This is a genomic window from Streptomyces qaidamensis, assembly GCF_001611795.1.
Taxonomy (GTDB): Bacteria; Actinomycetota; Actinomycetes; order Streptomycetales; family Streptomycetaceae; genus Streptomyces; species Streptomyces qaidamensis.
This window is the reverse complement of the sequence record NZ_CP015098.1, coordinates 6,777,471-6,796,242: the sequence shown is the minus strand read 5'-3', so window position 1 is coordinate 6,796,242 and position 18,772 is coordinate 6,777,471. Positions and strand designations below refer to the sequence as shown.

General features: G+C 70.3%; 18 protein-coding genes and 3 pseudogenes. 9 read left to right on the top strand and 12 right to left on the bottom strand.

The annotated features are described in order from the left end of the window. Nucleotides 1–38: 38 nt before the first annotated feature. The gene (locus A4E84_RS30280; protein WP_062929573.1) at nt 39–1,025 is read right to left on the bottom strand and encodes a carbohydrate kinase family protein; all 987 of its coding nucleotides are present in this window, start codon (nt 1,023–1,025) and stop codon (nt 39–41) included. A 261-nt stretch (nt 1,026–1,286) separates the two neighbouring features. Between A4E84_RS30280 and A4E84_RS30275 the strand changes: the two genes are divergently transcribed. The 4 genes from A4E84_RS30275 to A4E84_RS30260 all read left to right on the top strand — a co-directional run bounded on the left by A4E84_RS30275 (nt 1,287) and on the right by A4E84_RS30260 (nt 5,411). Continuing rightward, nucleotides 1,287–2,303 carry a sugar ABC transporter substrate-binding protein gene (locus tag A4E84_RS30275; RefSeq protein ID WP_062929572.1) on the top strand — a complete coding sequence of 339 codons (1,017 nt, stop codon included), beginning with the start codon at nt 1,287–1,289 and terminating at the stop codon, nt 2,301–2,303. Between the two features lie 155 nt (nt 2,304–2,458). Beyond that, complete coding sequence (locus tag A4E84_RS30270; protein ID WP_062929571.1) at nt 2,459–3,472, top strand: ABC transporter permease; 1,014 nt, start codon at nt 2,459–2,461, stop codon at nt 3,470–3,472. After that, on the top strand, nt 3,469–4,302 hold the full coding sequence (locus tag A4E84_RS30265; RefSeq protein ID WP_062929570.1) for an ATP-binding cassette domain-containing protein: 834 nt from the start codon (nt 3,469–3,471) through the stop codon (nt 4,300–4,302). The genes A4E84_RS30270 and A4E84_RS30265 overlap by 4 nt, the downstream gene beginning before the upstream one ends. Nucleotides 4,303–4,379: 77 nt before the next feature. Then, complete coding sequence (locus A4E84_RS30260) at nt 4,380–5,411, top strand: LacI family DNA-binding transcriptional regulator (RefSeq protein WP_062929569.1); 1,032 nt, start codon at nt 4,380–4,382, stop codon at nt 5,409–5,411. A 128-nt stretch (nt 5,412–5,539) separates the two neighbouring features. Here the strand turns inward: A4E84_RS30260 and A4E84_RS30255 are convergent, their stop codons facing one another. After that, on the bottom strand, nt 5,540–5,923 hold the full coding sequence (locus A4E84_RS30255) for a DUF6223 family protein (protein WP_062929568.1): 384 nt from the start codon (nt 5,921–5,923) through the stop codon (nt 5,540–5,542). Nucleotides 5,924–6,193: 270 nt separating this feature from the next. On the opposite strand from A4E84_RS30255, the gene A4E84_RS30250 reads away from it, so the two are divergent. Together A4E84_RS30250 and A4E84_RS30245 are read left to right on the top strand one after the other, a co-directional pair. After that, nucleotides 6,194–7,321 carry a sensor histidine kinase gene (locus A4E84_RS30250; protein ID WP_062929567.1) on the top strand — a complete coding sequence of 376 codons (1,128 nt, stop codon included), beginning with the start codon at nt 6,194–6,196 and terminating at the stop codon, nt 7,319–7,321. After that, the gene (locus A4E84_RS30245; RefSeq protein ID WP_062929566.1) at nt 7,318–7,977 is read left to right on the top strand and encodes a response regulator; all 660 of its coding nucleotides are present in this window, start codon (nt 7,318–7,320) and stop codon (nt 7,975–7,977) included. Before A4E84_RS30250 ends, A4E84_RS30245 begins: the two co-directional genes overlap by 4 nt. Before the next feature lie 237 nt (nt 7,978–8,214). On the opposite strand, the gene A4E84_RS30240 is transcribed toward A4E84_RS30245, so the two are convergent. Together A4E84_RS30240 and A4E84_RS30235 are read right to left on the bottom strand one after the other, a co-directional pair. After that, complete coding sequence (locus tag A4E84_RS30240; protein ID WP_062929565.1) at nt 8,215–9,006, bottom strand: hypothetical protein; 792 nt, start codon at nt 9,004–9,006, stop codon at nt 8,215–8,217. Continuing rightward, complete coding sequence (locus tag A4E84_RS30235) at nt 9,003–9,638, bottom strand: ABC transporter ATP-binding protein (protein WP_237305020.1); 636 nt, start codon at nt 9,636–9,638, stop codon at nt 9,003–9,005. The genes A4E84_RS30240 and A4E84_RS30235 overlap by 4 nt, the downstream gene beginning before the upstream one ends. 308 nt (nt 9,639–9,946) lie before the next feature. Here A4E84_RS30235 and A4E84_RS30230 point away from each other — a divergent pair, with 308 nt between their 5' ends. After that, complete coding sequence (locus tag A4E84_RS30230) at nt 9,947–11,176, top strand: flavin-containing monooxygenase (RefSeq protein ID WP_062929564.1); 1,230 nt, start codon at nt 9,947–9,949, stop codon at nt 11,174–11,176. Nucleotides 11,177–11,232: 56 nt separating this feature from the next. Here the strand turns inward: A4E84_RS30230 and A4E84_RS30225 are convergent. The 3 genes and pseudogenes from A4E84_RS30225 to A4E84_RS41365 form a co-directional block, all read right to left on the bottom strand. Continuing rightward, nucleotides 11,233–12,317: pseudogene (locus A4E84_RS30225) on the bottom strand (S-(hydroxymethyl)mycothiol dehydrogenase). Nucleotides 12,318–12,321: 4 nt separating this feature from the next. After that, the gene (locus A4E84_RS30220; protein ID WP_062929563.1) at nt 12,322–13,194 is read right to left on the bottom strand and encodes a 3-hydroxybutyryl-CoA dehydrogenase; all 873 of its coding nucleotides are present in this window, start codon (nt 13,192–13,194) and stop codon (nt 12,322–12,324) included. After that, nucleotides 13,191–13,391, bottom strand: a pseudogene (locus A4E84_RS41365) (acyl-CoA dehydrogenase family protein); the annotation flags it as partial. The gene A4E84_RS30220 and the pseudogene A4E84_RS41365, both read right to left, overlap by 4 nt. Before the next feature lie 187 nt (nt 13,392–13,578). On the opposite strand from A4E84_RS41365, the gene A4E84_RS30215 reads away from it, so the two are divergent. After that, nucleotides 13,579–14,337 carry a hypothetical protein gene (locus A4E84_RS30215; protein WP_062929562.1) on the top strand — a complete coding sequence of 253 codons (759 nt, stop codon included), beginning with the start codon at nt 13,579–13,581 and terminating at the stop codon, nt 14,335–14,337. 240 nt (nt 14,338–14,577) lie between these two features. Further along, nucleotides 14,578–15,133, top strand: a pseudogene (locus A4E84_RS44790) (IS5 family transposase); the annotation flags it as partial. Nucleotides 15,134–15,301: 168 nt separating this feature from the next. On the opposite strand, the gene A4E84_RS30205 reads toward A4E84_RS44790, so the two are convergent. From A4E84_RS30205 to A4E84_RS30185, 5 genes are all read right to left on the bottom strand, one after another. Continuing rightward, nucleotides 15,302–16,000: a nitroreductase gene (locus A4E84_RS30205; RefSeq protein ID WP_062929561.1), complete on the bottom strand. Its 699-nt coding sequence runs from the start codon at nt 15,998–16,000 to the stop codon at nt 15,302–15,304. Between the two features lie 271 nt (nt 16,001–16,271). Then, on the bottom strand, nt 16,272–17,006 hold the full coding sequence (locus A4E84_RS30200; RefSeq protein WP_062929560.1) for an NADPH-dependent F420 reductase: 735 nt from the start codon (nt 17,004–17,006) through the stop codon (nt 16,272–16,274). Between the two features lie 106 nt (nt 17,007–17,112). Next, the gene (locus A4E84_RS30195; RefSeq protein WP_062929559.1) at nt 17,113–17,706 is read right to left on the bottom strand and encodes a TetR/AcrR family transcriptional regulator; all 594 of its coding nucleotides are present in this window, start codon (nt 17,704–17,706) and stop codon (nt 17,113–17,115) included. 322 nt (nt 17,707–18,028) lie between these two features. Next, nucleotides 18,029–18,421, bottom strand: coding sequence for a type II toxin-antitoxin system death-on-curing family toxin (locus A4E84_RS30190; protein WP_062929558.1), 393 nt, complete (start codon nt 18,419–18,421; stop codon nt 18,029–18,031). Beyond that, the gene (locus A4E84_RS30185; protein ID WP_062929557.1) at nt 18,418–18,612 is read right to left on the bottom strand and encodes a ribbon-helix-helix protein, CopG family; all 195 of its coding nucleotides are present in this window, start codon (nt 18,610–18,612) and stop codon (nt 18,418–18,420) included. Before A4E84_RS30185 ends, A4E84_RS30190 begins: the two co-directional genes overlap by 4 nt. Nucleotides 18,613–18,772: the final 160 nt, after the last annotated feature.

Genomic DNA, 18,772 nt, shown 5'->3' with positions numbered 1-18,772 from the left:
TTTCCGTCCTTGTCCTTGTCTGTTCGCGTCCGGGGGATTCAGGGGGTGGCGTCCAGGTGCCGCACGGCGGAGGCGTCCGTCGTGAGCGGCGCCAACCGGTCCTGCCAGGGCGGGTTGGGTCCGGCCACCGAGCAGGTCAGGGCGGCGACCTGCACGGCGAACAGGCAGGCCGCCTCGACGTCGCCGAGACTCAGGTCCGTCAGCCTGCCGCCGAGAAGTCCGTGGGCGCCGAGGTGGTGCAGCAGACCGGCGGTGAAGGAGTCCCCCGCGCCGACCGTGTCGACGACCGGCGTCGCCACCGCCGGCACCTGGACCCGCTCCCCGTCCAGTGAGGCCAGGGCGCCGTCGGCACCGCGGGTGATCACGACGAGCCGCGCCCCCGCCGCGTGCCAGGTGTCGCACGCCTCCTCGGGCGGTGTTCCGGGCAGGAGGAGATCCAGGTCGTCCTCGCTCAGCCGCAGCACGTCCGCGAGGCCGCACCAGTGCGCCAGCCGGGCGCGGTAGACCTCGGGATGCACCAGGAGCGGACGGACGTTGGGGTCGATGCTGATGGTGGCCCGGGGGGCGGCCGCCGCCAGGAAGTCCTCCACCACCGCCGCTCCGGGTTCCCTGACCAGGGCCAGCGACCCGGTGTGCACACAGGCGGTGTGGGCCAGGTCCACCCCGGCCAGCTCCGCGCCGGTCCACTGCCAGTCGGCGGTGGCCTGGGCGTGGAAGGAGAACGCGGCCTGGCCCCGGTCGTCCAGTTCGGCGACTGCGAGCGTGCTGGGCTCTGCGGCCTCCACGGCGTGCGAGAGGTCCACGCCGGATGCCGCGAGGTGGGCCCGGAAGAGGCGGCCGAACACATCGCCGGACAGCCGCGCGAGGAAGCGGGCCGGAGTGCCGAGCCTGGCCAGGGCCACCGCCGTGTTGGCGGGTCCGCCACCCGGCAGCACGCGGAGGGCGAGTTCGTTCCGGGCGGGCGCGGGTTCGGTGAACGCGTCGGCGACGCATTCGCCCAGGACGGTGATCTGGCGCGGGCTCATGGGCTGCTCTTCTCTGGGAACGCGCGGAGCGGAAAGCGGAGCGCAATCGGGCACGACCCGGGCATGCCGACGAACGACTTCGGGCGGGCGGCCGCCGAGAGGCGTTGCCGATTTGTGACGAGTGCAAGGCATTGACGTTGCCGGGGAACGGAGTCCATCATCCTCGCCAAGCAGTGTCAACGATGACATCAGTCAACGTTGACATCGCGGGACGGCAGGCCCCACTGCCGACCACCCGCCCGACATCCGCAGGAGTCGTTCATGTCACGCACCTCTCGTCTGCCCTCCTCCTTGCTCAGAGCCGCTGCGTGCACGGGTGTCGCAGCGCTCGCCCTGACCGCCTGTGGATCCGGATCGGGATCGGGCAGCACGAGCACCGGCTCGGGCGAGGTCAAGGTCGGCCTCATCACCAAGACCGACACCAACCCGTTCTTCGTCAAGATGAAGGAGGGCGCTGAGAAGACCGCGAAGGCCGAGGGCGTCAAGCTCATGACGGCGGCCGGCAAGTTCGACGGAGACAACGCAGGGCAGGTGACCGCCATGGAGAACATGGTCGCCTCGGGCGTGAAGGGCATCCTGATCACCCCCAGCGACTCCAAGGCGATCGTGCCCGCGATCGAGAAGGCCAAGGCCAAGGGCGTTCTGGTCATCGCCCTGGACACCCCCACCGAGCCGCAGAGCGCGGTCGACGCCCTCTTCGCCACTGACAACCTCAAGGCCGGCGAGCTGATCGGCGAGTACGCCAAGGCCGCGATGAAGGGCAAGACGGCGAAGATAGCCGCCCTCGACCTCGCGCCGGGCGTCTCCGTCGGCATTCAGCGCCACGACGGATTCCTCAAGGGCTTCGGCGCCACCGACAAGGACGTCGCCTGCGCTCAGGACACGGGCGGCGACCAGTCCAAGGGCCAGACGGCGATGGAGAACTGCCTTCAGAAGGAACCCGGCATCAACGTCGTCTACACCATCAACGAGCCCGCCGCGCTGGGCGCGTACACCGCCCTCAAGGCCAAGGGCCGGGAGAAGGACGTCCTGATCGTCTCCGTCGACGGCGGCTGCACCGGCACCCAGGCGGTGAAGGACGGCAAGATCGCCGCGACGTCGCAGCAGTACCCGCTGAAGATGGCCGCCGAGGGCGTCAAGGCCGTCGTGACGTACGCCAAGGACGGTAAGAAGGCGTCGGGTTACACCGACACCGGCGTCACTCTCGTCACCGACAAGGCGCAGGACGGGGTCGCTTCCAAGGACACCGCCTACGGCCTGGAGAACTGCTGGGGCTGAGCCACCGCCCCCGGCTGCCCCTGTGGCCGCCACCGTTCGACACCCCTCAGCGAGGCGGCCGGACCCACCTCCCCGACCGGGGACGGCCGCCCCCTCGTCCTCCTGCCGCCCGACAAGGACGGACAAGGACTTCTGTCTTCCGACAAGGACCTCGCATGACTGCCACGTCCACGCCGCCCTCCACGTCCACGCCGTACGCGGAGCTCAAAGCGCCGACCGCGGCCCGCAGACTGCTCACGCAACCGACCACGGGCCCGCTGGTCGCCCTCCTTCTGGCCTGTGTCTTCTTCTCCGTCTCGACCGACCAGTTCCTCACCGGCGGGAACTTCTCGCTGATCGTGCAGCAGGTCATGGTCGTCGGCACGCTGGCCATCGGCCAGACCCTGATCATCCTCACCGCCGGCATCGACCTGTCCTGCGGCGCGGTGATGGCCTTCGGCAGCATCGTGATCGCCAAGATGGCCGCCGAGGGCTCTCTGCCACCGCTCGCCGCCATCGCGCTGGGGCTGGCCGTCTGCGGCGGCTTCGGCCTGCTCAACGGGGCACTGGTGCAGAAGATCCCGCTGCCGCCGTTCATCGTCACGCTCGGCATGCTCAACGTGGCGTTCGCGCTGACCCACATCTACTCCGAGGAGCAGACGGTCACCAGCCTGCCCGGCCCGCTGACGGCACTGGGGCAGACCTTCCCGCTCGGCAAGACCGACATCACCTACGGCTCGCTGGTCACCATCGCCCTGTTCCTCCTCCTCGCCTACGCGCTGAGCAGCACCAGCTGGGGCCGGCACGTCTACGCCCTGGGCAACAGCCCCGAAGCGGCGCGGCTGAACGGCATCCGCACCTCCCGGCTGACCATCGGCGTCTACACCACGGCCGGTGTCCTCTACGGCATCGCCGCCCTGCTGCTCATCTCCCGCACCGGGGTCGGCGACCCGCAGGCCGGGCAGACCGACAACCTCGACAGCATCACCGCCGTGGTCCTCGGCGGCACCAGCCTCTTCGGCGGACGCGGGTCGGTCCTGGGCACGTTCATCGGCGTCCTCATCGTCGGCGTGTTCCGCAACGGACTTCAGCTGATGGGTGTCGCCTCGATCTACCAGACCCTGATCACCGGTGTCCTGGTGATCCTCGCGGTGACCGTCGACCAGATCTCCCGGAGGAAGGCCCGATGACGACCACCACCGAGACCCCCGTTCTGCAGGCGCGCGGTCTGGTCAAGCGCTACGGCCAGGTCACCGCCATCGACGGCGCCGACTTCGACCTGCTGCCCGGCGAGGTCCTCGCCGTGATCGGCGACAACGGCGCCGGCAAGACCAGCCTCATCAAGGCCCTCACCGGCGCGCTGGTGCCGGACGAGGGCGAGATACGCCTGGGCGGTGAGCCGATCCAGTTCTCCGGCCCGCAGAGCGCACGCGCCCACGGCATCGAGACGGTCTACCAGGACCTCGCCGTGGCAGCCTCCATGGACATCGCCTCGAACATGTTCCTCGGCCGCGAGCTGCGCCGCCCGGGCATCCTCGGCAGCGCCTTCCGCATGCTCGACAAGAAGCGCATGCGCCAGGAGGCCGCCGAGCACATGGCCGACCTGAAGATCGGCCTGCGCTCGCTGACCCAGTCGGTCGAGACGCTCTCCGGCGGACAGCGCCAAGCCGTCGCGGTCGCCCGTGCCGTCGCCTGGGCCCGCAGCGTCGTCGTCATGGACGAACCCACCGCCGCCCTCGGCGTCAAGGAGTCCGGCCAGGTCCTCGACCTCATCCGCCGCGTCCGCGACAAGGGCATGCCGGTCGTCCTGATCAGCCACAACATGCCCCACGTCTTCGAGATCGCCGACCGCATCCACGTCCACCGGCTGGGCCGACGCGCCGCCGTGATCAAGCCCTCCGACTACTCCATGGCCGAGGTCGTCGCCATCATGACCGGCGCGCTCAGCGTCGACGAGTCTGGAGATACTGTCGTAGCGGATTCCGAGGCCGCCAAGGCCGCCGGAGTACAGGCCACCTGACAGCGCAACCCGCTCTCGCATGTTCCGGCCGAGGCCGCGGCCCGGAACCCGGGAGCATCCAGGAGACGGTTTCCTCCATGGCAGCGAGCCGCCGCCCCACCTTGGCCGACGTCGCCCGAGAAGTAGGTGTCAGCGCCAAGACGGTCTCCCGAGTCCTCAACGGGGACGGGCCCGTCTCGGCGCGGACGCGGGAACAGGTACTCGCCGCGGTGGCCGAGTTGGGCTTCCAGCCGAACCTCATGGCCCGCAACATCCGCGTCGGCGGTCCGGACACGACCATAGGACTGGTCGTCCCGGATCTGGCAAACCCCTTCTTCGGAGCCGTGGCCCGCGGTATCGAGGAGACCGTCCGGGACCGTGGGCTGACGCTGCTCATGGGCTCGTCCGCGGACGATCCGGAGCGCGAACGCGCCCTGACGGCCCAGTTCCTCGCCCGGCGCGTCAGCATCCTGATCGTCGTGCCGTCCGTCGGCGCCGACCACTGCGACCTCAAGTCGCACCGTACGGCGGGGCTGCCCATCGTCTTCCTCGACCGGCCAGGGGTCGGCCTGTCCACGGACAGCATCGTCAGCTCCAACCGCGCGGGCGCCCAGGGGGGCGTCGCCCACCTGATCGCCCACGGCCACCGCCGCATCGGCTTCGTCGGCGACCTCCCCACCAAGCTCTACACCCGCCGCGAACGCCTCGCCGGATACCGGTCGGCCCTGCAAGAAGCGGACGTCCCCTACGACCGCTCGCTGGTCGCCAACGCCCACGACCAGTCGGGCGCCGAGGCCGCGACCTCCCAACTCCTCGCACTGGCCGATCCCCCCACGGCCCTGTTCGCCGGGAACAACATCATGGCGCTGGGCATCGTCGCCGAACTCGCCCGCAGCAAACGCAAGGACGTGGCCCTCGTGGCCTTCGACGACGTTGCCCTCGCCGAAGCGCTGGAGCCTGCCCTGACCGTCGTCGCCCAGGATCCCGAAGGAATCGGTCGCACCGCAGCGGCCACCGCCCTCGCCCGCCTCGACGGCGACCGCTCCCGTGCCCGCACCATCACCGTTCCCACCCAACTGATCGTCCGGGGCTCGGGGGAGCAACCTGCGCCCCACCCCAACTCCCGCTGACCGGCGAGGCTTCGGTAAGGGCGCCCGGCCCGGTCCAGCCCTCCCGGGGGCGGCGAGGAGGGCGCGATCGCCTGGCGGGCACGCACCACGCTGGGGGCCGGCCCACCGGTAGGCGGCTGGGGAACCGGTCACCTCCTTGAGCCGGCAACGGGTTCGGAGTTCCCTTCCGCCGCACGTGAGCGGGTGAGTGCCCGCCGCCCCATTGCCATGGCGATCAGCCCCAAGGGGACGGCCACAACGGCTCCCACCCTCCCGTTGCCGGTGCCGGGACCGCCACTGGAAGTGGCCAGATGCAGCACCGCGAGGGCCGTGCCGACCAGGCCCGCCGCCATGGCCGACCTGGCCCCGGTGCGTGCGTTGCCGGTACCGGTACGGCCGGTTGCACGGCCGAGGGCCGGCCAGCCGATGATCACGCCGATCAGCCCCATCCCGAGGGCCAGGTTGGCCCCCGTACGCCCGTCGCCGATGACGCCGCCCTCGGCTGCCACCGTCAGAACGTCTGCTGCACTCATGCCGCTCTCCTCACTCCGTGGACGGCCGCGGTCGGCCGTGCTCGGCGCATCCTTCGTGCGTGGGAACGCCCGGGATGCGCTGTACTTGGAGCGTGCCTGCCGACCGCACTGCCGGTCGTCCGGCAGGTGCGGTCTCTTCGGCCTGCCGCCTCCGCGGCAGGCGACTGCCGCGAAGGCGGCAGTCGGCGGGCTGCTACCGCGGGTGCGGTAGCAGCCCGCTCGTTCGCTGGTGGGACGCGCCCGCGTCGACGTCCCGGCTAGGGTGCGCGCATGGACACAGGGCGTTTTCGTGTCCCGGCCGGTGCCATGGACTGGGCGATCGCCGTCAGTGTGGCGGCACTGCTGCTGGGCACCGGGTTGTCCGGGTCGCACCCGGCCGGAGAGCGCGCGCTGCTGGGCTCCGTGCTGCTGGCGGCCGGCGGCCTGACGCTGATCGCGCGCCGCAGGGCTCCGATCGCCGTGCTGGCCGTCACCGGCCTGTGCGCGGTGGGCTACGAGGCAGCCGGGTTCGAGGTGCTCGCCGTGCCGTACCTGGTCGCGGTGTACGGGGCCGTGCGGGCCGGGCACCGGACCCTGACGGTGGTGGCGTCGGTGTCCCTGCTCCTCGTCCTCCCCCTCTCGGCTCTGGTCTTCGGCGAAGGGTCGGCACGCGATGCGTTCGCGCAGGCCCGGAACGTACTCGAAATCGCCTGGTTGATCGCCGCGTTCGCAGCCGGGGAGGCCCTGCGGCAGGCCGAGCGGCGGGCGGACGAGGCCGAGCGGACCCGGGAGGAGACCGCGCGGCGCCGTGCCGACGGGGAGCGGCTGCACATCGCGAGGGAGCTGCACGATTCGCTCACCCACCAGATCTCGATCATCAAGGTGCAGGCCGAGGTCGCCGTCCACGTGGCCCGCAGGCGAGGCGAGGAGGTGCCCGGGACGCTGCTGGCGATCCGGACGGCCGGGCGTGAGGCGACCCGGGAGCTGCGCGCGACCCTGGAGGCGCTGCGTGACGACGACACGACCCCACCACAGGGACTCGAACACCTACCCCAACTGGTGGAGCGCGCCCGTTCGATGGGCCTGGACGCGACGCTGACGGTCGTAGGGCAGCGGCACGACGTGCCGGCCGCGGTGGGCCGGACCGCCTACCGCATCGTTCAGGAGGCACTGACCAACACCGCCCGGCACGCCTGTGCCACCACCGCGGCAGTCCGGATCGAGTACGGGCCCGAGACGCTGTCCGTCCGGGTCGACGACGACGGCAAGGCCGCCCCCGACGACGCCCCTGCCCCCGGCCTCGGGCTGCTCGGCATGCGCGAACGCGTCACCGTCCTCGGCGGCCGGCTGCGCGCCGAGCCGCGAACCGGGCACGGCTTCACCGTCCAGGCGGAGCTCCCCGTGGGACGAGCGTCATGATCCGTGTCCTGCTGGCAGACGACCAGCCGCTCATCCGCAGCGGCTTCCGGGCGCTGCTCGATCTCGAGGACGACATCGAGGTGGTGGCCGAAGCCGCCGACGGCAGGCAGGCCGTGGCTCTCGCCGAGGAGCGTTTGCCCGATGTCGCGCTCATCGACATCCAGATGCCGGTCATGGACGGCATCGAGGCGACCCGGCGCATCGCCTCCGACCCGGCGCTGACCGGCGTGCACGTCGTCATGCTGACCAATTACGGCATGGACGAGTACGTCTTCGAGGCGTTGCGCGCCGGCGCCGCCGGGTTCCTCGTCAAGGACATCGTGCCCGAGGACCTCCTGCACGCCGTACGGGTCGCCGCCCGCGGCGACGCCCTGCTCGCCCCGTCCATCACCCGCAAGCTGATCCACCGGTACGTCGCCCAGCCCCTCCCCGCCGCCGGCGCCGCGCTCGCGGAGTTGACCGGCCGCGAGCGCGAAGCGGTCGCCCTGGCCGCTCAGGGCCTGTCGAACGACCAGATCGCCGACCGCATGGTGATCAGCCCGATGACCGCGAAGACCCACATCAACCGGGCCATGACCAAACTCCATGCCCGCGACCGGGCCCAACTCGTGGTCCTGGCCTATGAGTCCGGTCTGGTCACCCCGCGCAACGGCTGAAGTCGGGGCAACGCGCTCATGACGGGGCAGCTCAGTCATGCTCCTGAGCGCGCGCGAGCACGGTGCCGAGTTCACCGGCGCGGTCGCCGCTCGCAGCCGTCTGGTCACCCACCTCTCCCACCGCTGAGCGGCAGGGGTTACCGGGGAACCACCGCTGCACCGGTGCTTCGAGGTCCGCAGTCGCTTCCCCCGACGAGCAGGCCGCGCCGACGTGCGGTCATCGCAGCACGACGGCGATCACCCTGCCCGGACCCCCGCCCTGCGGGACAACGGGGAGCGGGAAGGGCGGTGGGTATGCAGAACGAGCAGGGCCAGGGCGCCGGTCGCCGCGGACCAGGTGAGGGAGAGCACGCCGTGGGGCCAGGGAATGTGCGCGGTGAGGGCTGAGCTCAGCGCCAGCTGGGTCACGCCGTACAGAGGAAGGGCGGACACGCCTGCCACATCCATGAGTGTGTTGAAGACGGGGTTCTGCAGTCCGGTGTCGACCAGGCTGAGCATGATGATGAGGAAGAAGCCCTCCAGCTCGCCGCGGACCAGAGAGCCGAGCAGAAGGCCGATGCCGCCGTAGGCGAGGCCCGCGCCCGCAAGGGCCAGCGCCAGGGGGACCGTGTGGCGCACGGGCAGGGAGATCCACAGCAGGCTCGTGGTGTAGAGGGCCAGCAGGGCGGCGGTGAGGGCGACGGCGGCGAGCTTCGCCAGCAGCATCGGCAGTCTGGGGTAGCCGGCCAGCAGCAGACGGCGGTCCATCTGCCGCGACTGGAAGGTCTCCGTGAAGGTGATGAAGCCGGCGACCATGGTGATGGCGCCCAGAGCGCTGGCCACCTGGCCCACCTGGCCGGCCGGGGCGGAGACGGAGGCGCTGATGGCATCCAGCCGGATGCGGATCATTTCGTCGGAGGTGCACAGGCGGGCCACGGCGATCCAGATGGGGATGAACGCGACCGCCAGAACCAAGGCCAGCCGGTGACGCAGGTGGCCCAGCAGAGTGCAGCGCAGCAGCTCGGTGAATGCCGTCCAGGAGAGCCTCAACGGTTGGTCTCCTCGAAGTGCAGACGGCCCTGGCGCAGGTGAGCGATCGCGTCGAAGTGGTTCAGTTCGTGCAGCAGGTGCGAGACCACGATGATCGACCGGCCCTGATCACGCAGGTCGGCGGCCAGGGTCCAGAACCGTTGATGGGTGTCCCAGTCGAAGCCCTGGTAGGGCTCGTCCAGGACCAGCAACTGCGGATCGTGCATGAGAGCGACCAGCAGGTTCAGCTTCTGTCGCGTTCCGCCACTGAGCTCGCCGACCTGCTGTCGCCGGCAACCGGTCAGTGCCAGCACCTCCATCAGCTCGTCGGCGCGCTCCAGCGTCGGCAGCCGGTAGGCCATCTGGAACAACCGCAGGTGCTGTCCGACGGTGAACGCGTCGTTCAGTACGGCCTGTTGTGGGCAGTACCCCACCGCCCCGGTACGTGTCACCGTTCCGCGGTCGGGCGCCAGGTGTCCCACGGCGATCTGCAGCAGAGTGCTCTTGCCCGCCCCGTTCTCGCCGACGACTCCCACCAGCGTCCCGGCCGGTACGTCAAGATCGACGTCCTGCAGTACCTGCCTGCCGCCGTACGCCTTGCGGACTCCGCTGATCCGCAGCCTTGGCCGGTGGCACGCCGTTGCTGCCTGCACATGAGCCCCTCAAGAAGATCGGACAGGTGTAGCGGGCCGGCCCGGAGCCCGCCGCAGAGGCCGGAGCCGCGCAGGCTCATGTCCCCTGACCTGTCCGGCTCATGGCCGCTCATGGGCCGGACGACCCGGGCCCGGGGCGGCCGCCCCCTGTGCGAGGCGGCGCGCTGCTGCCCGGTGTTCAACGATTCCGTACCGCCGGTGTAACGGCAGCCACCCGCGGTTCCGGCGAACGGTCGGCATCGCCGCTCCGGAGGCCGTGCCTTCCCGTCGAGCGTGACGTGAGCCGCCGTCCGCCGTTGTAGAAGCCGATGCCCCCGACACCACAGCCAGACCTCAGCGCTCCCACGATCGTGATCGGAGCCGGTCCCCACGGCCTGGCGGTCGCCGCGCTACTGCGCCGCTCCGGAGTACCGGCCGTGATCCTGGAACGGTCGGACCGAATCGGAGCGAGCTGGGCGCAGCGCTATGACCATCTGCGCCTGCACACCACACCCGGCACCTCGAAACTCCCCGGCCTGCCGGTGCCGCGGAAGGCAGGCCCGTGGGTGAGCCGGGACGACTACGTGCGCTACCTGGAGCGCTACGTCACCCATCACCGACTCGACGTCCGGGTGAGCACCCCGGTGCGGCGCATCGTACGGGCCGAGCCCGGTTCGGGAGCTCAGTGGCTGGTCCACACCCCGGAGGGCCTGGTGCGCACTGGTGCGGTCGTGGTGGCCACCGGCCGCTGCCACACCCCGAACGTTCCCCACTGGCCCGGGCGTTCGACCTTCACCGGCACTCTGCTGCACTCGGCCCACTACCGTTCTCCGGCCCCCTACCGCGGGCGGGACGTCCTGGTGGCCGGCGCCGGTAACAGCGGTACCGAGATCGCCGGTGCCCTGGCCGGGGCCGGAGCCGAGCGGGTACGGATCGCCGTGCGCACCCCGCCCAACATCCTGCCCCGCTCCAGCGCCCGATGGCATGCGGTCGGCCGGCTGACGGAGGCCCTCCCCCTCGCATGGCGCGACCGCACCTCCCTGCTCACCCAACGTCTGGCGGTGCCCGACCTGACCTCCCGGGGACTGCCCCGGCCCCGCACCGGCCTGTACACCCGCAATGCCCGCGAAGGGGTCAACCCGGTGCTCGACCACGGCTTCGTGGACGCCGTCCGGTCCGGTCGGGTCGAACCAGTCGCGGCCGTCCAGGCGTTCGACGGCCCCGACGTGATTCTGGACGACGGCACCCGGCTGCGACCCGACACGGTCATCGCCGCCACCGGGTACCGGCCCGGCCTGCATGACCTGGTCGGGTCCCTGGGCGTCCTCGACCAGGCTGGGCGACCCCTCGCCGCAGGGGCACAGACCCATCCCGAAGCCGCACGCCTCTACTTCGCCGGATACACCAATCCCCTCACGGGTGTCCTTCGTCAGGCGGGCATCGAAGCGCGCGCCATCGCCCACGCGTTGCGACGCGAGACGGCGCGGGTCCCCCTTCCCTCTCCCCGCGTCGGCGACCGCACGGCCGACACATCCCACAGCGGGCACGCGCCGAGCTGACGAGGTCTCGAAAACCGAACCGCCCGGAGGTGACGAGGCACTCGATGTGGCGACCCTCAGAGCAGCACCACCGAGCGCAGGACATCGCCGTGCTGCATGCGCTCGAACGCCTTCTCCACCTCATCGAGTTCGATCGTCTCGGTCACGAATGCCCCCAGGTCCAAGCGGCCTTGCAGGTGCAGGTCGATCAGCATGGGGAAGTCACGTGAGGGCGGGCAGTCGCCGTACCAGGACGACTTCAGCGACCCGCCCCGGCCGAAAACGTCCGGCAGGGGCAGTTCCAGCTTCATCTCCGGGGTCGGAACCCCGACCAGGACGACCGTGCCGTTGAGGTCGCGGGCGTAGAACGCCTGCCGGTATGTCTCCGGACGGCCCACGGCCTCGATGACCACGTCCGCGCCGAAGCCACCGGTCAGCTCGCGGATCGCCTCGACCGCCTCCAAGCGGCGGGAGTTGACTGTGTGGGTGGCGCCCATCTCACGGGCCTTGGCCAGCTTGTTGTCGTCGATGTCCACCGCGATGATCTTCGCAGCGCCGGCCAGCCGGGAGCCCGCCACGGCCGCATCGCCCACCCCGCCGCAGCCGATGACGGCGACCGTGTCGCCCCGGCCCACCGTGCCGGTGTTGATCGCCGCGCCGATGCCGGCCATCACCCCGCAGCCGAGCAGCCCGGCCACTTGCGGCGCCACCGACGGGTCGACCTTGGTGCACTGCCCGGCCGCCACCAGGGTCTTCTCCGCGAAGGAGCCGATGCCCAGCGCCGGCGACTCCTGGCCGGTCGAGGCGACGGAATCTTCTGCCGTGCGTTGTGGGTGTTGAAGCAGTACCAGGGCCGCCCGCGCAGACAGGATCGGCAATGTCCGCACACTGCCCGCCAGTTGAGGATGACGAAGTCCCCGGGCACCACATCGGTGACGTCCGCGCCGACCGACTCCACCACGCCCGCGGCCTCGTGGCCCAGCAGGAACGGGAAGTCGTCGCTGATGCCGCCTTGCTTGTAGTGCAGGTCGGTGTGGCACACCCCGCATGCCTGCACGCGGACCACAGCCTCTCCGGGGCCCGGGTCGGGGACGACGATCGTCTCCACCCGCACCGGATCGCCCTTGCCCGGAGCGATCACGCCCTGTACTTCCTGCGCCATGAGGTCAGTCGCCCTTCTCGGAGTAGTCGTGGAAACCGCGGCCGGACTTCCGGCCGAGCAGGCCGGCCTCCACCATGCGCAGCAGCAGGGGTGGCGGGGCGTGCTGTGGGTCCTTGAAGTCGGCGTACATCGCCTCGGCGATGGCCGTGAAGGTGTCCAGGCCGATCAGGTCGGCCAGGCTCAGCGGGCCCATGGGGTGGGCGCAGCCGAGGACCATGCCGGTGTCGATGTCGCCGGCGGAGGCGTGCCCCGACTCCAGCATGCGGATCGCCGAGAGGAGATAGGGGACGAGCAGGGCGTTCACCACGAACCCGGCCCGGTCCTGGGCGCGGATCACCTTCTTGCCCAGGATGCCCGTGATGAAGCCCTCTGCACGCGACTGTGTCCGAGGTGCCATCAGCAGTGAGGGCACGATCTCGACCAGCTCCAACACCGGCACGGGGTTGAAGAAGTGCACCCCGATCACCTGCTGCGGGCGGGTGGTGGCGGTGCCCAGTTTCATGATGGGCAGGGAAGAGGTGTTCGTGGCCAGGAGGGCGTCTTCCCGGGTGACGATCCGGTCGAGTTCGGCGAACAGTTCGACCTTGACCTTTTCGTCCTCCGTGGCCGCCTCCACGACCAGGTCCCGGTCGGCCAGCTCCGTGAGGTGCGTGGTGACCCGGACCAGGTCAAGGGCGGCGTCACGTTCCGCGCCGCTCAGCTTTCCGCGCCGCACGCCCCGGTCGAGCGAGGCGGTGATCCGGGCGCGGCCGGCCTCGGCCGCGCCCGGACTCACCTCGTGGACGACAACGTCCAGGCCGCCCCGGGCGCAGACCTCGGCGATGCCCGCGCCCATCAGACCGCAGCCGACCACGCCGACCCGTGAGAGATCACTCACCGGAACGCCGCCTGCCCCGTCAGCGCCTGGCCGATCACGAGGGTGTGCATCTCCGCCGTACCTTCGTAGGTGAGGATCGACTCCAGGTTGTTGGCGTGCCGGATGACCGGGTACTCCAGCTAGATGCCGTTGGCGCCCAGCACGGTCCGCGCGGTGCGGCAGATCTCCAGCGCCGCCCGGGTGTTGTTGAGCTTGCCGCCCAGGGCCAGGCCATCACGGCGTACGGACCGTGGGGCATCAAGGGCGACTCCGGAGCCACGGCGCTCGGCGGGAAACCAACGGACCCCAGTGCGCCGGTAACGCACGAGGACATCGTGAACGGCAGGATTCCCGCCAAGGACGGCCGCTTCCAGCCTCCGGCGGTACAGATCAGATGAGGCAGTGATGACGACGAAACTGAAGTTCGACGGCGGCTGGTCCGCGACGGTGACGGACGAGCCGCTCGACCTCGTTCCCCGTCTCCTCGGTACTTTCCTGATCGTTTCCCCCTATGCGGACCGGGTGGAACGGGAGAAGTTCCTCGCGGACACGTTCGGCAGCCAGGACCTGCTGTGGGACCTCCCCGACGTTTTCCGCTTCGCCCCGAGCGACCGACAGATGGTCGGGGCTGAATTCCGAATTCCGGAAGAGTCCGCCTCAGCCGAGGACTCGGCCCGCCTTCCCGTCCCGCCCGAAGTACGCCCGGGCGGGCTCCGCGCGGACGAGGTCAAGGACTTCCGGCACGAGATGTGCACGGTGCTGTGCCGCGCTCCCGGCGATGCCGTGCTGACCTGCCTGCGCGACCTCGACGTCCTCGACGAACCGCTGGAAGCCGGCATCGGCATCGCCCCCGACGTGGCACTCCTCGTCCAGCACGGCACCGTCGTCGGCTGGAGCCTCACGAACCCCGCGCGCTACCTGACCACCAGCTTCGCCACCCCCGACCCTGCTCCCCCCGCCCCGGCCACCCGCCGCCTGCTCACCGAATGCCTGGACCTGGTCACCACGCCGGTGGTCGACGACCTGGTCGACGGTGAACCGGCCGCCCTGGCCCGCCTCCAGGCCGCCTACAAGGCCCTCCGCGAGCAACGCGAGGACCGGCACCGGGCCGACGCCCTGCTCGAGCTGATCGCCACCTACGTGGAGGACTACGGGAACTGGTGAACGAGGACGAAGACCAAGGAACCGGGGGGGATGGGTGCGGCGGTCTGTGCGGATCGACGGGCGGGCGCCGACCATGGCACTGCGGCAAGGTCCTGACGGCGTACGACCCGTCGGGCACGAGGAGTAACTCTGGCGCCACGGCGCTGGGCAGCCTCCCCACCGCTCCCCATTCCGGCTTAGAGGTCCTAACAGAAGCCGTTGATCATGTGACTGTCGGTTTGGTTGCTCGTTGGTCTGGTCGTGGGGAAGAGGCAGTCGCGTCCGTGGATTGTCTCGGACGAACTGTGGTCGCTGATCGAGCCGTTGCTGCCCAAGCCGGGTCCGAAGCTGGTCGAGGGCAGGCCGCGGGTCCCGGACCGGCAGGCCTTGTGCGGGATCCCGTTCGTGCTGCACACCGGCATCCAGTGGGAGTACCTGCCGCAGGAGCTGGGCTTTGGCTCGGGGATGACGTGCTGGCGGCGCCTGGCCGCCTTGAACGAGGCCGGCGTCTGGGACGAACTGCACCTGGTGCTGCTGAAGAAGCTGCGGGCGGCGAAGAAGCTGGACTGGTCGCGGGCGGTGATCGATTCCTCTCATGTCCGGGCGGCCCGCAGAGGCCCAAAGCGGTCCCAGCCCGGTCGACCGCGCACGTCCGGGCAGCAAGCATCACGTCCTCACCGACGGCCAGGGCATCCCGCTTGCGGTGTCGCTGACCGGCGGCAACCGCAACGACGTCACCCAGCTGCTGCCCTTGCTCGACAAGGTCCCGGCAGTCGCCGGTGTCGTCGGCCGCCCGCGCCGGCGCCCTGATGCCCTGCTGCTCCAGACTGAGCGATGAAAAGCGGAGAACACCTCCACTTGTTTTCTCGAGGGCGGAGGCATCTCCGGGGTAGTCAGAGGCCGTGCGGATGCCAGGGTTTGGGGCCGGCCGAGTGTCGGCCCCAAACCCAGGCACGGCACCGGATGGTTCCTGCGGGCGGAGGAGCTACGGCCTGTCGAGGACTCCGGGTGTGTCGTGCAGGACCACGCTCCGCTGCAGCGGAACCCGCTCTGTGCGGAGCGTGTTCACGGGTGCCGCCGGGTCAGCCATGCCGAAGGAGATGCCGAACAGCAGCTTGAGCTCCGCGGGGACACCCAGGAACTCGCGGACGGTGTCGGCGTAGACGCCGAGTACGGTCTGCGGGATGCCGGCCAGTCCCCGGGCCGCCAGCGAGAGCAGGAAGTTCTGCGCGTACATGCCGATGTCGCCGGCCGTCCGTACCCCGTCGCCGAGTGCCGGCATGAACAGGAAGGCGGCATGGGGAGCGCCGTAGAACTCCAGGTTCTCACGTACCGCCGCCCTCCTGCCGTCCCGGTCCGAGCGCTCGACGCCTCGGGTCCGGTAGACACTCGCGCCCAGGGCCCGCGACCGCTCGAGGTAGAGGCCGTCGCCGTAGCCGTCGGTGAAATCCGGGGAGGTCCACCCCTCCTCCTCGGCCCGGAGCAGCTCTTTGGCCAGGGCGTCCCGCGCCGCACCTGAGACGACGTGCACCGACCACGGCTGGGTGTTGCTGTTCGAGGGCGCCGTCTGCGCGTCTTCCAGCACGCCGCGGATGTCCGAAGGGGACAGGGCGGTGGGCAGGAAGTGCCGGGGGGAGCGTCGGGAGCGTGCGATCTCGGTGAAAGCTGATGTGGTGCCGGGCAAGGCGATTCCTCTCCATGGCGCGCAGTCGCCGCCACTGCGGCCGCGGCACAGCGCAGTACGGCAGGCCATGCGAGGCGGTAGCCGAAGTAAGGGCCGGACGCGAGATGCACTTTTGCGGGTACCTGCAGGCTTGCGGATGTTCGCAGGCAGCGGGGTGCCGAGGCTGCAGCGTGGGGGGACTGTGCGCTCTTCGTGTTCGTTATTGTGTGTTCGTGGCGCCCAGCGCTGCCGCCCTCGTGCCGTTGGGTGCACGAGAGCCGCGTCGGGTGTCTCAGCGGTGGGCGGCGCGGTTCATCTCGACGACGTCGTCGACGGTGGGGTTGGCCGGGAGGGCGGCGAAGCGTTCCGGGAGGCTGTCGCGGATGGCCGCGTCCTTGACGCGGTCGGCCGCGGCCAGGGCCGCCGGCAGCTCGTCGAAGCTCAGCTCGGTGCAGTAGGCGGGGCTGTTCGGCTGCTGGCGCCAGGAGTCGGCCAGCGTGCCGGCGTCGTAGGGGTCGAAGCCGGTGTCGTCCACGAGCCGCATGGCCACACGCCGCGCCTCCTCGGAGTCGCCGGCGACGGGGATGGCGAGGCGGCCGGGCGTTCCGGCCGGAACACCCTTGGTCCGCTGGGTCTCGGCCAGGGCGGCGTTCCATGCCTTGACCACGGGGCGCCCCAGCTGCTCGGCGTTCCACACGCTCTCGACCTCGCCGTTGTCCACGGCCTCGATCTGCCCGCTGAGGTGCGGATAGTAGTTCGAGGTGTCGATGACCACCGTCTCGGCGGGGACCGAGGCGAACAGGCCGGCCAGCTTCCCCGCCACCCCGAAGGGGGTGGCCAGGACGATGACGTCCCGGCCCTGGACGGCGTCGGCGAGCTCCGCCGCGCGGGCCCCGGACTCCAGCGCCTCCGCCCGGACGGCCTCGGGGCCGCGGGCGTCGGCCACCTGGACGTCGTGACCGGCCGTGCTGAGCTTGGCAGCGAGGTTCCCGCCGATGGCACCGGCGCCTATGACAGTAATTTTCATGATTTGTTCCTTGGAAGGTTGTGCCGCCCCTGAGGACAGCGCGATGTGATGGCCGTGTGCTGGTGCCACCTGGCCTTGCGGGGGGCGAGGCGCGGTGTCTGGCGGTTTACGCCTGGGTGTCCCGCTGGCGGTAGCCGCTCGCGATGAGCGTGCGGAGCCGGTCGAGCGACTCCTTTTCGGCGCCGTTGCCTTTGATCCAGGCAATGGAACAGGCCGCGAGGAACAGGTCGTACCCCCGCACCGACGGGCGCACGCGCCCCGCGAGCTGCGCGGCTCGCACGTATTGATCGGTGGCGGAGATGAGGATGTCGCAGGGAATCGTGAGCGGGTTGTCCGGCTCCTGCGCCCGAGCCGCGGCCATGAGCGGGTCGGGCAGCCCGCTGAAGGCGCTGAAGTACTCCTCCATCGCCCGCAGCCACTGCTCCAGCGCCTCGGCCGGGTCGCCGAGTTGCTCGATCTCCGCCTGGCGGGCCACCAGTTCTTCGGAGCGCGTCTGCAGCACAGCCGCCAGCAGCGCTTCACGGGTGGGGAAGTGCCGATACAGGGTGGCGGGCCCGACTCCCGCCTCCTTGGCCACCGCCTCGAGGGAGGTTCCGACCCCGTGCCGCAGGAAGTGACGCTGCGCGGTCTCCAGGAGGGCAGCGCGGTTGCGCTGGACGTCCGCGCGGGGCTTGCGTCCCCGCAGTTCACCGGCGCTCATGCGCCCTCCTACCTGCCATGATCCTGCGGCCGCACCAAAACGGATGCTGCCTCCGTACACGTTCGAGAGTAAAACGGAGGGAGCCTCCGGTCAAACGCGCGGCCCGACCGCGGTGCCAGGACAGAGCAGGGGGCCGACATGTCCGGCCGCAGAGCGCAGGGCACAAGCCGTGCGGAAAGCATGCAACTGCTGTCCGGTATTCCACGCCGAAAGGGAGCCACGCATTCCAGTACACAGCGCCCCATTCCGGCCTGACCTGAGCAGGGCCGGACCGCGCGTGAGGGCGGGGCACGCGCGTGCCCCGCCCTCACGTCGTCGAACGTCAGGAAGCAGGGAACCAGGCCGCCAGGCGCTTGGCGATGACCGGTACATCGATGTTGTCCTGCGCGACTTCCTCGACGAACGGGCCGGCAATGGAGACGGGCGGTGGGACGGTACTGGCGCTGACGCCGTTGAACCGCAGGAAGACGCGCATGGCCAGCCAGGCAGTGCGCTTGTTGCCGTCGATCAGTGCGTGATTGCGGGCGACGGAGTGCAGCAATGCCGCAGCCTTCTCGTGCAGCGTGGGATACAGCTCGGCTCCGAACACGTTCGTCCGGGGTCGCTCGATCGCTGACACCAGAAGGCCCATGTCACGCACGCTGTGCTCCGTACCGTTGACCGTACGGGCGATGGCCAGGATTTCGTCGATCTGGATGTAGCGCACGTCGGTCACTTCAGGTAGTCCAGGATCTCCGCATCACTGTCCATGAGCTCGACCAAGACGTCATTGACCTTCAGCTCGGCCCGGTTCTGGGCGTCCCGGATGGCCTCGATGGCGAGTTCCTGCTTGCTGCGGCCCTCCCGACGAGCCCGCTCGGTGAGCTTCGCGTCAAGGTCGTCGGGGAGTCGAAGTGTCATCGCCATACGACCATGATACCAGGCAGGTATCAATGGCGCTCTCAGCTCCGCGAGCGCGGAGCCAAGCGGTCGCTGGCACCACTAAACGTGATGGCGCGGTAGAGACGCCATTATGAGCGTCGTCCGAGCGTCAAGAATCCCCGAAGAGACATCTGAAGGCGTCGCC

Bases quoted from the DNA above. Each gene is read 5' to 3' on its own strand.
- A4E84_RS30280 (WP_062929573.1), bottom strand. From the start codon at position 1,025: ATGAGCCCGCGCCAGATCACCGTCCTGGGCGAATGCGTCGCCGACGCG.
- A4E84_RS30275 (WP_062929572.1), top strand. From the start codon at position 1,287: ATGTCACGCACCTCTCGTCTGCCCTCCTCCTTGCTCAGAGCCGCTGCG.
- A4E84_RS30270 (WP_062929571.1), top strand. From the start codon at position 2,459: ATGACTGCCACGTCCACGCCGCCCTCCACGTCCACGCCGTACGCGGAG.
- A4E84_RS30265 (WP_062929570.1), top strand. From the start codon at position 3,469: ATGACGACCACCACCGAGACCCCCGTTCTGCAGGCGCGCGGTCTGGTC.
- A4E84_RS30260 (WP_062929569.1), top strand. From the start codon at position 4,380: ATGGCAGCGAGCCGCCGCCCCACCTTGGCCGACGTCGCCCGAGAAGTA.
- A4E84_RS30255 (WP_062929568.1), bottom strand. From the start codon at position 5,923: ATGAGTGCAGCAGACGTTCTGACGGTGGCAGCCGAGGGCGGCGTCATC.
- A4E84_RS30250 (WP_062929567.1), top strand. From the start codon at position 6,194: ATGGACACAGGGCGTTTTCGTGTCCCGGCCGGTGCCATGGACTGGGCG.
- A4E84_RS30245 (WP_062929566.1), top strand. From the start codon at position 7,318: ATGATCCGTGTCCTGCTGGCAGACGACCAGCCGCTCATCCGCAGCGGC.
- A4E84_RS30230 (WP_062929564.1), top strand. From the start codon at position 9,947: ATGCCCCCGACACCACAGCCAGACCTCAGCGCTCCCACGATCGTGATC.
- A4E84_RS30215 (WP_062929562.1), top strand. From the start codon at position 13,579: ATGACGACGAAACTGAAGTTCGACGGCGGCTGGTCCGCGACGGTGACG.
- A4E84_RS30200 (WP_062929560.1), bottom strand. From the start codon at position 17,006: ATGAAAATTACTGTCATAGGCGCCGGTGCCATCGGCGGGAACCTCGCT.
- A4E84_RS30195 (WP_062929559.1), bottom strand. From the start codon at position 17,706: ATGAGCGCCGGTGAACTGCGGGGACGCAAGCCCCGCGCGGACGTCCAG.
- A4E84_RS30185 (WP_062929557.1), bottom strand. From the start codon at position 18,612: ATGGCGATGACACTTCGACTCCCCGACGACCTTGACGCGAAGCTCACC.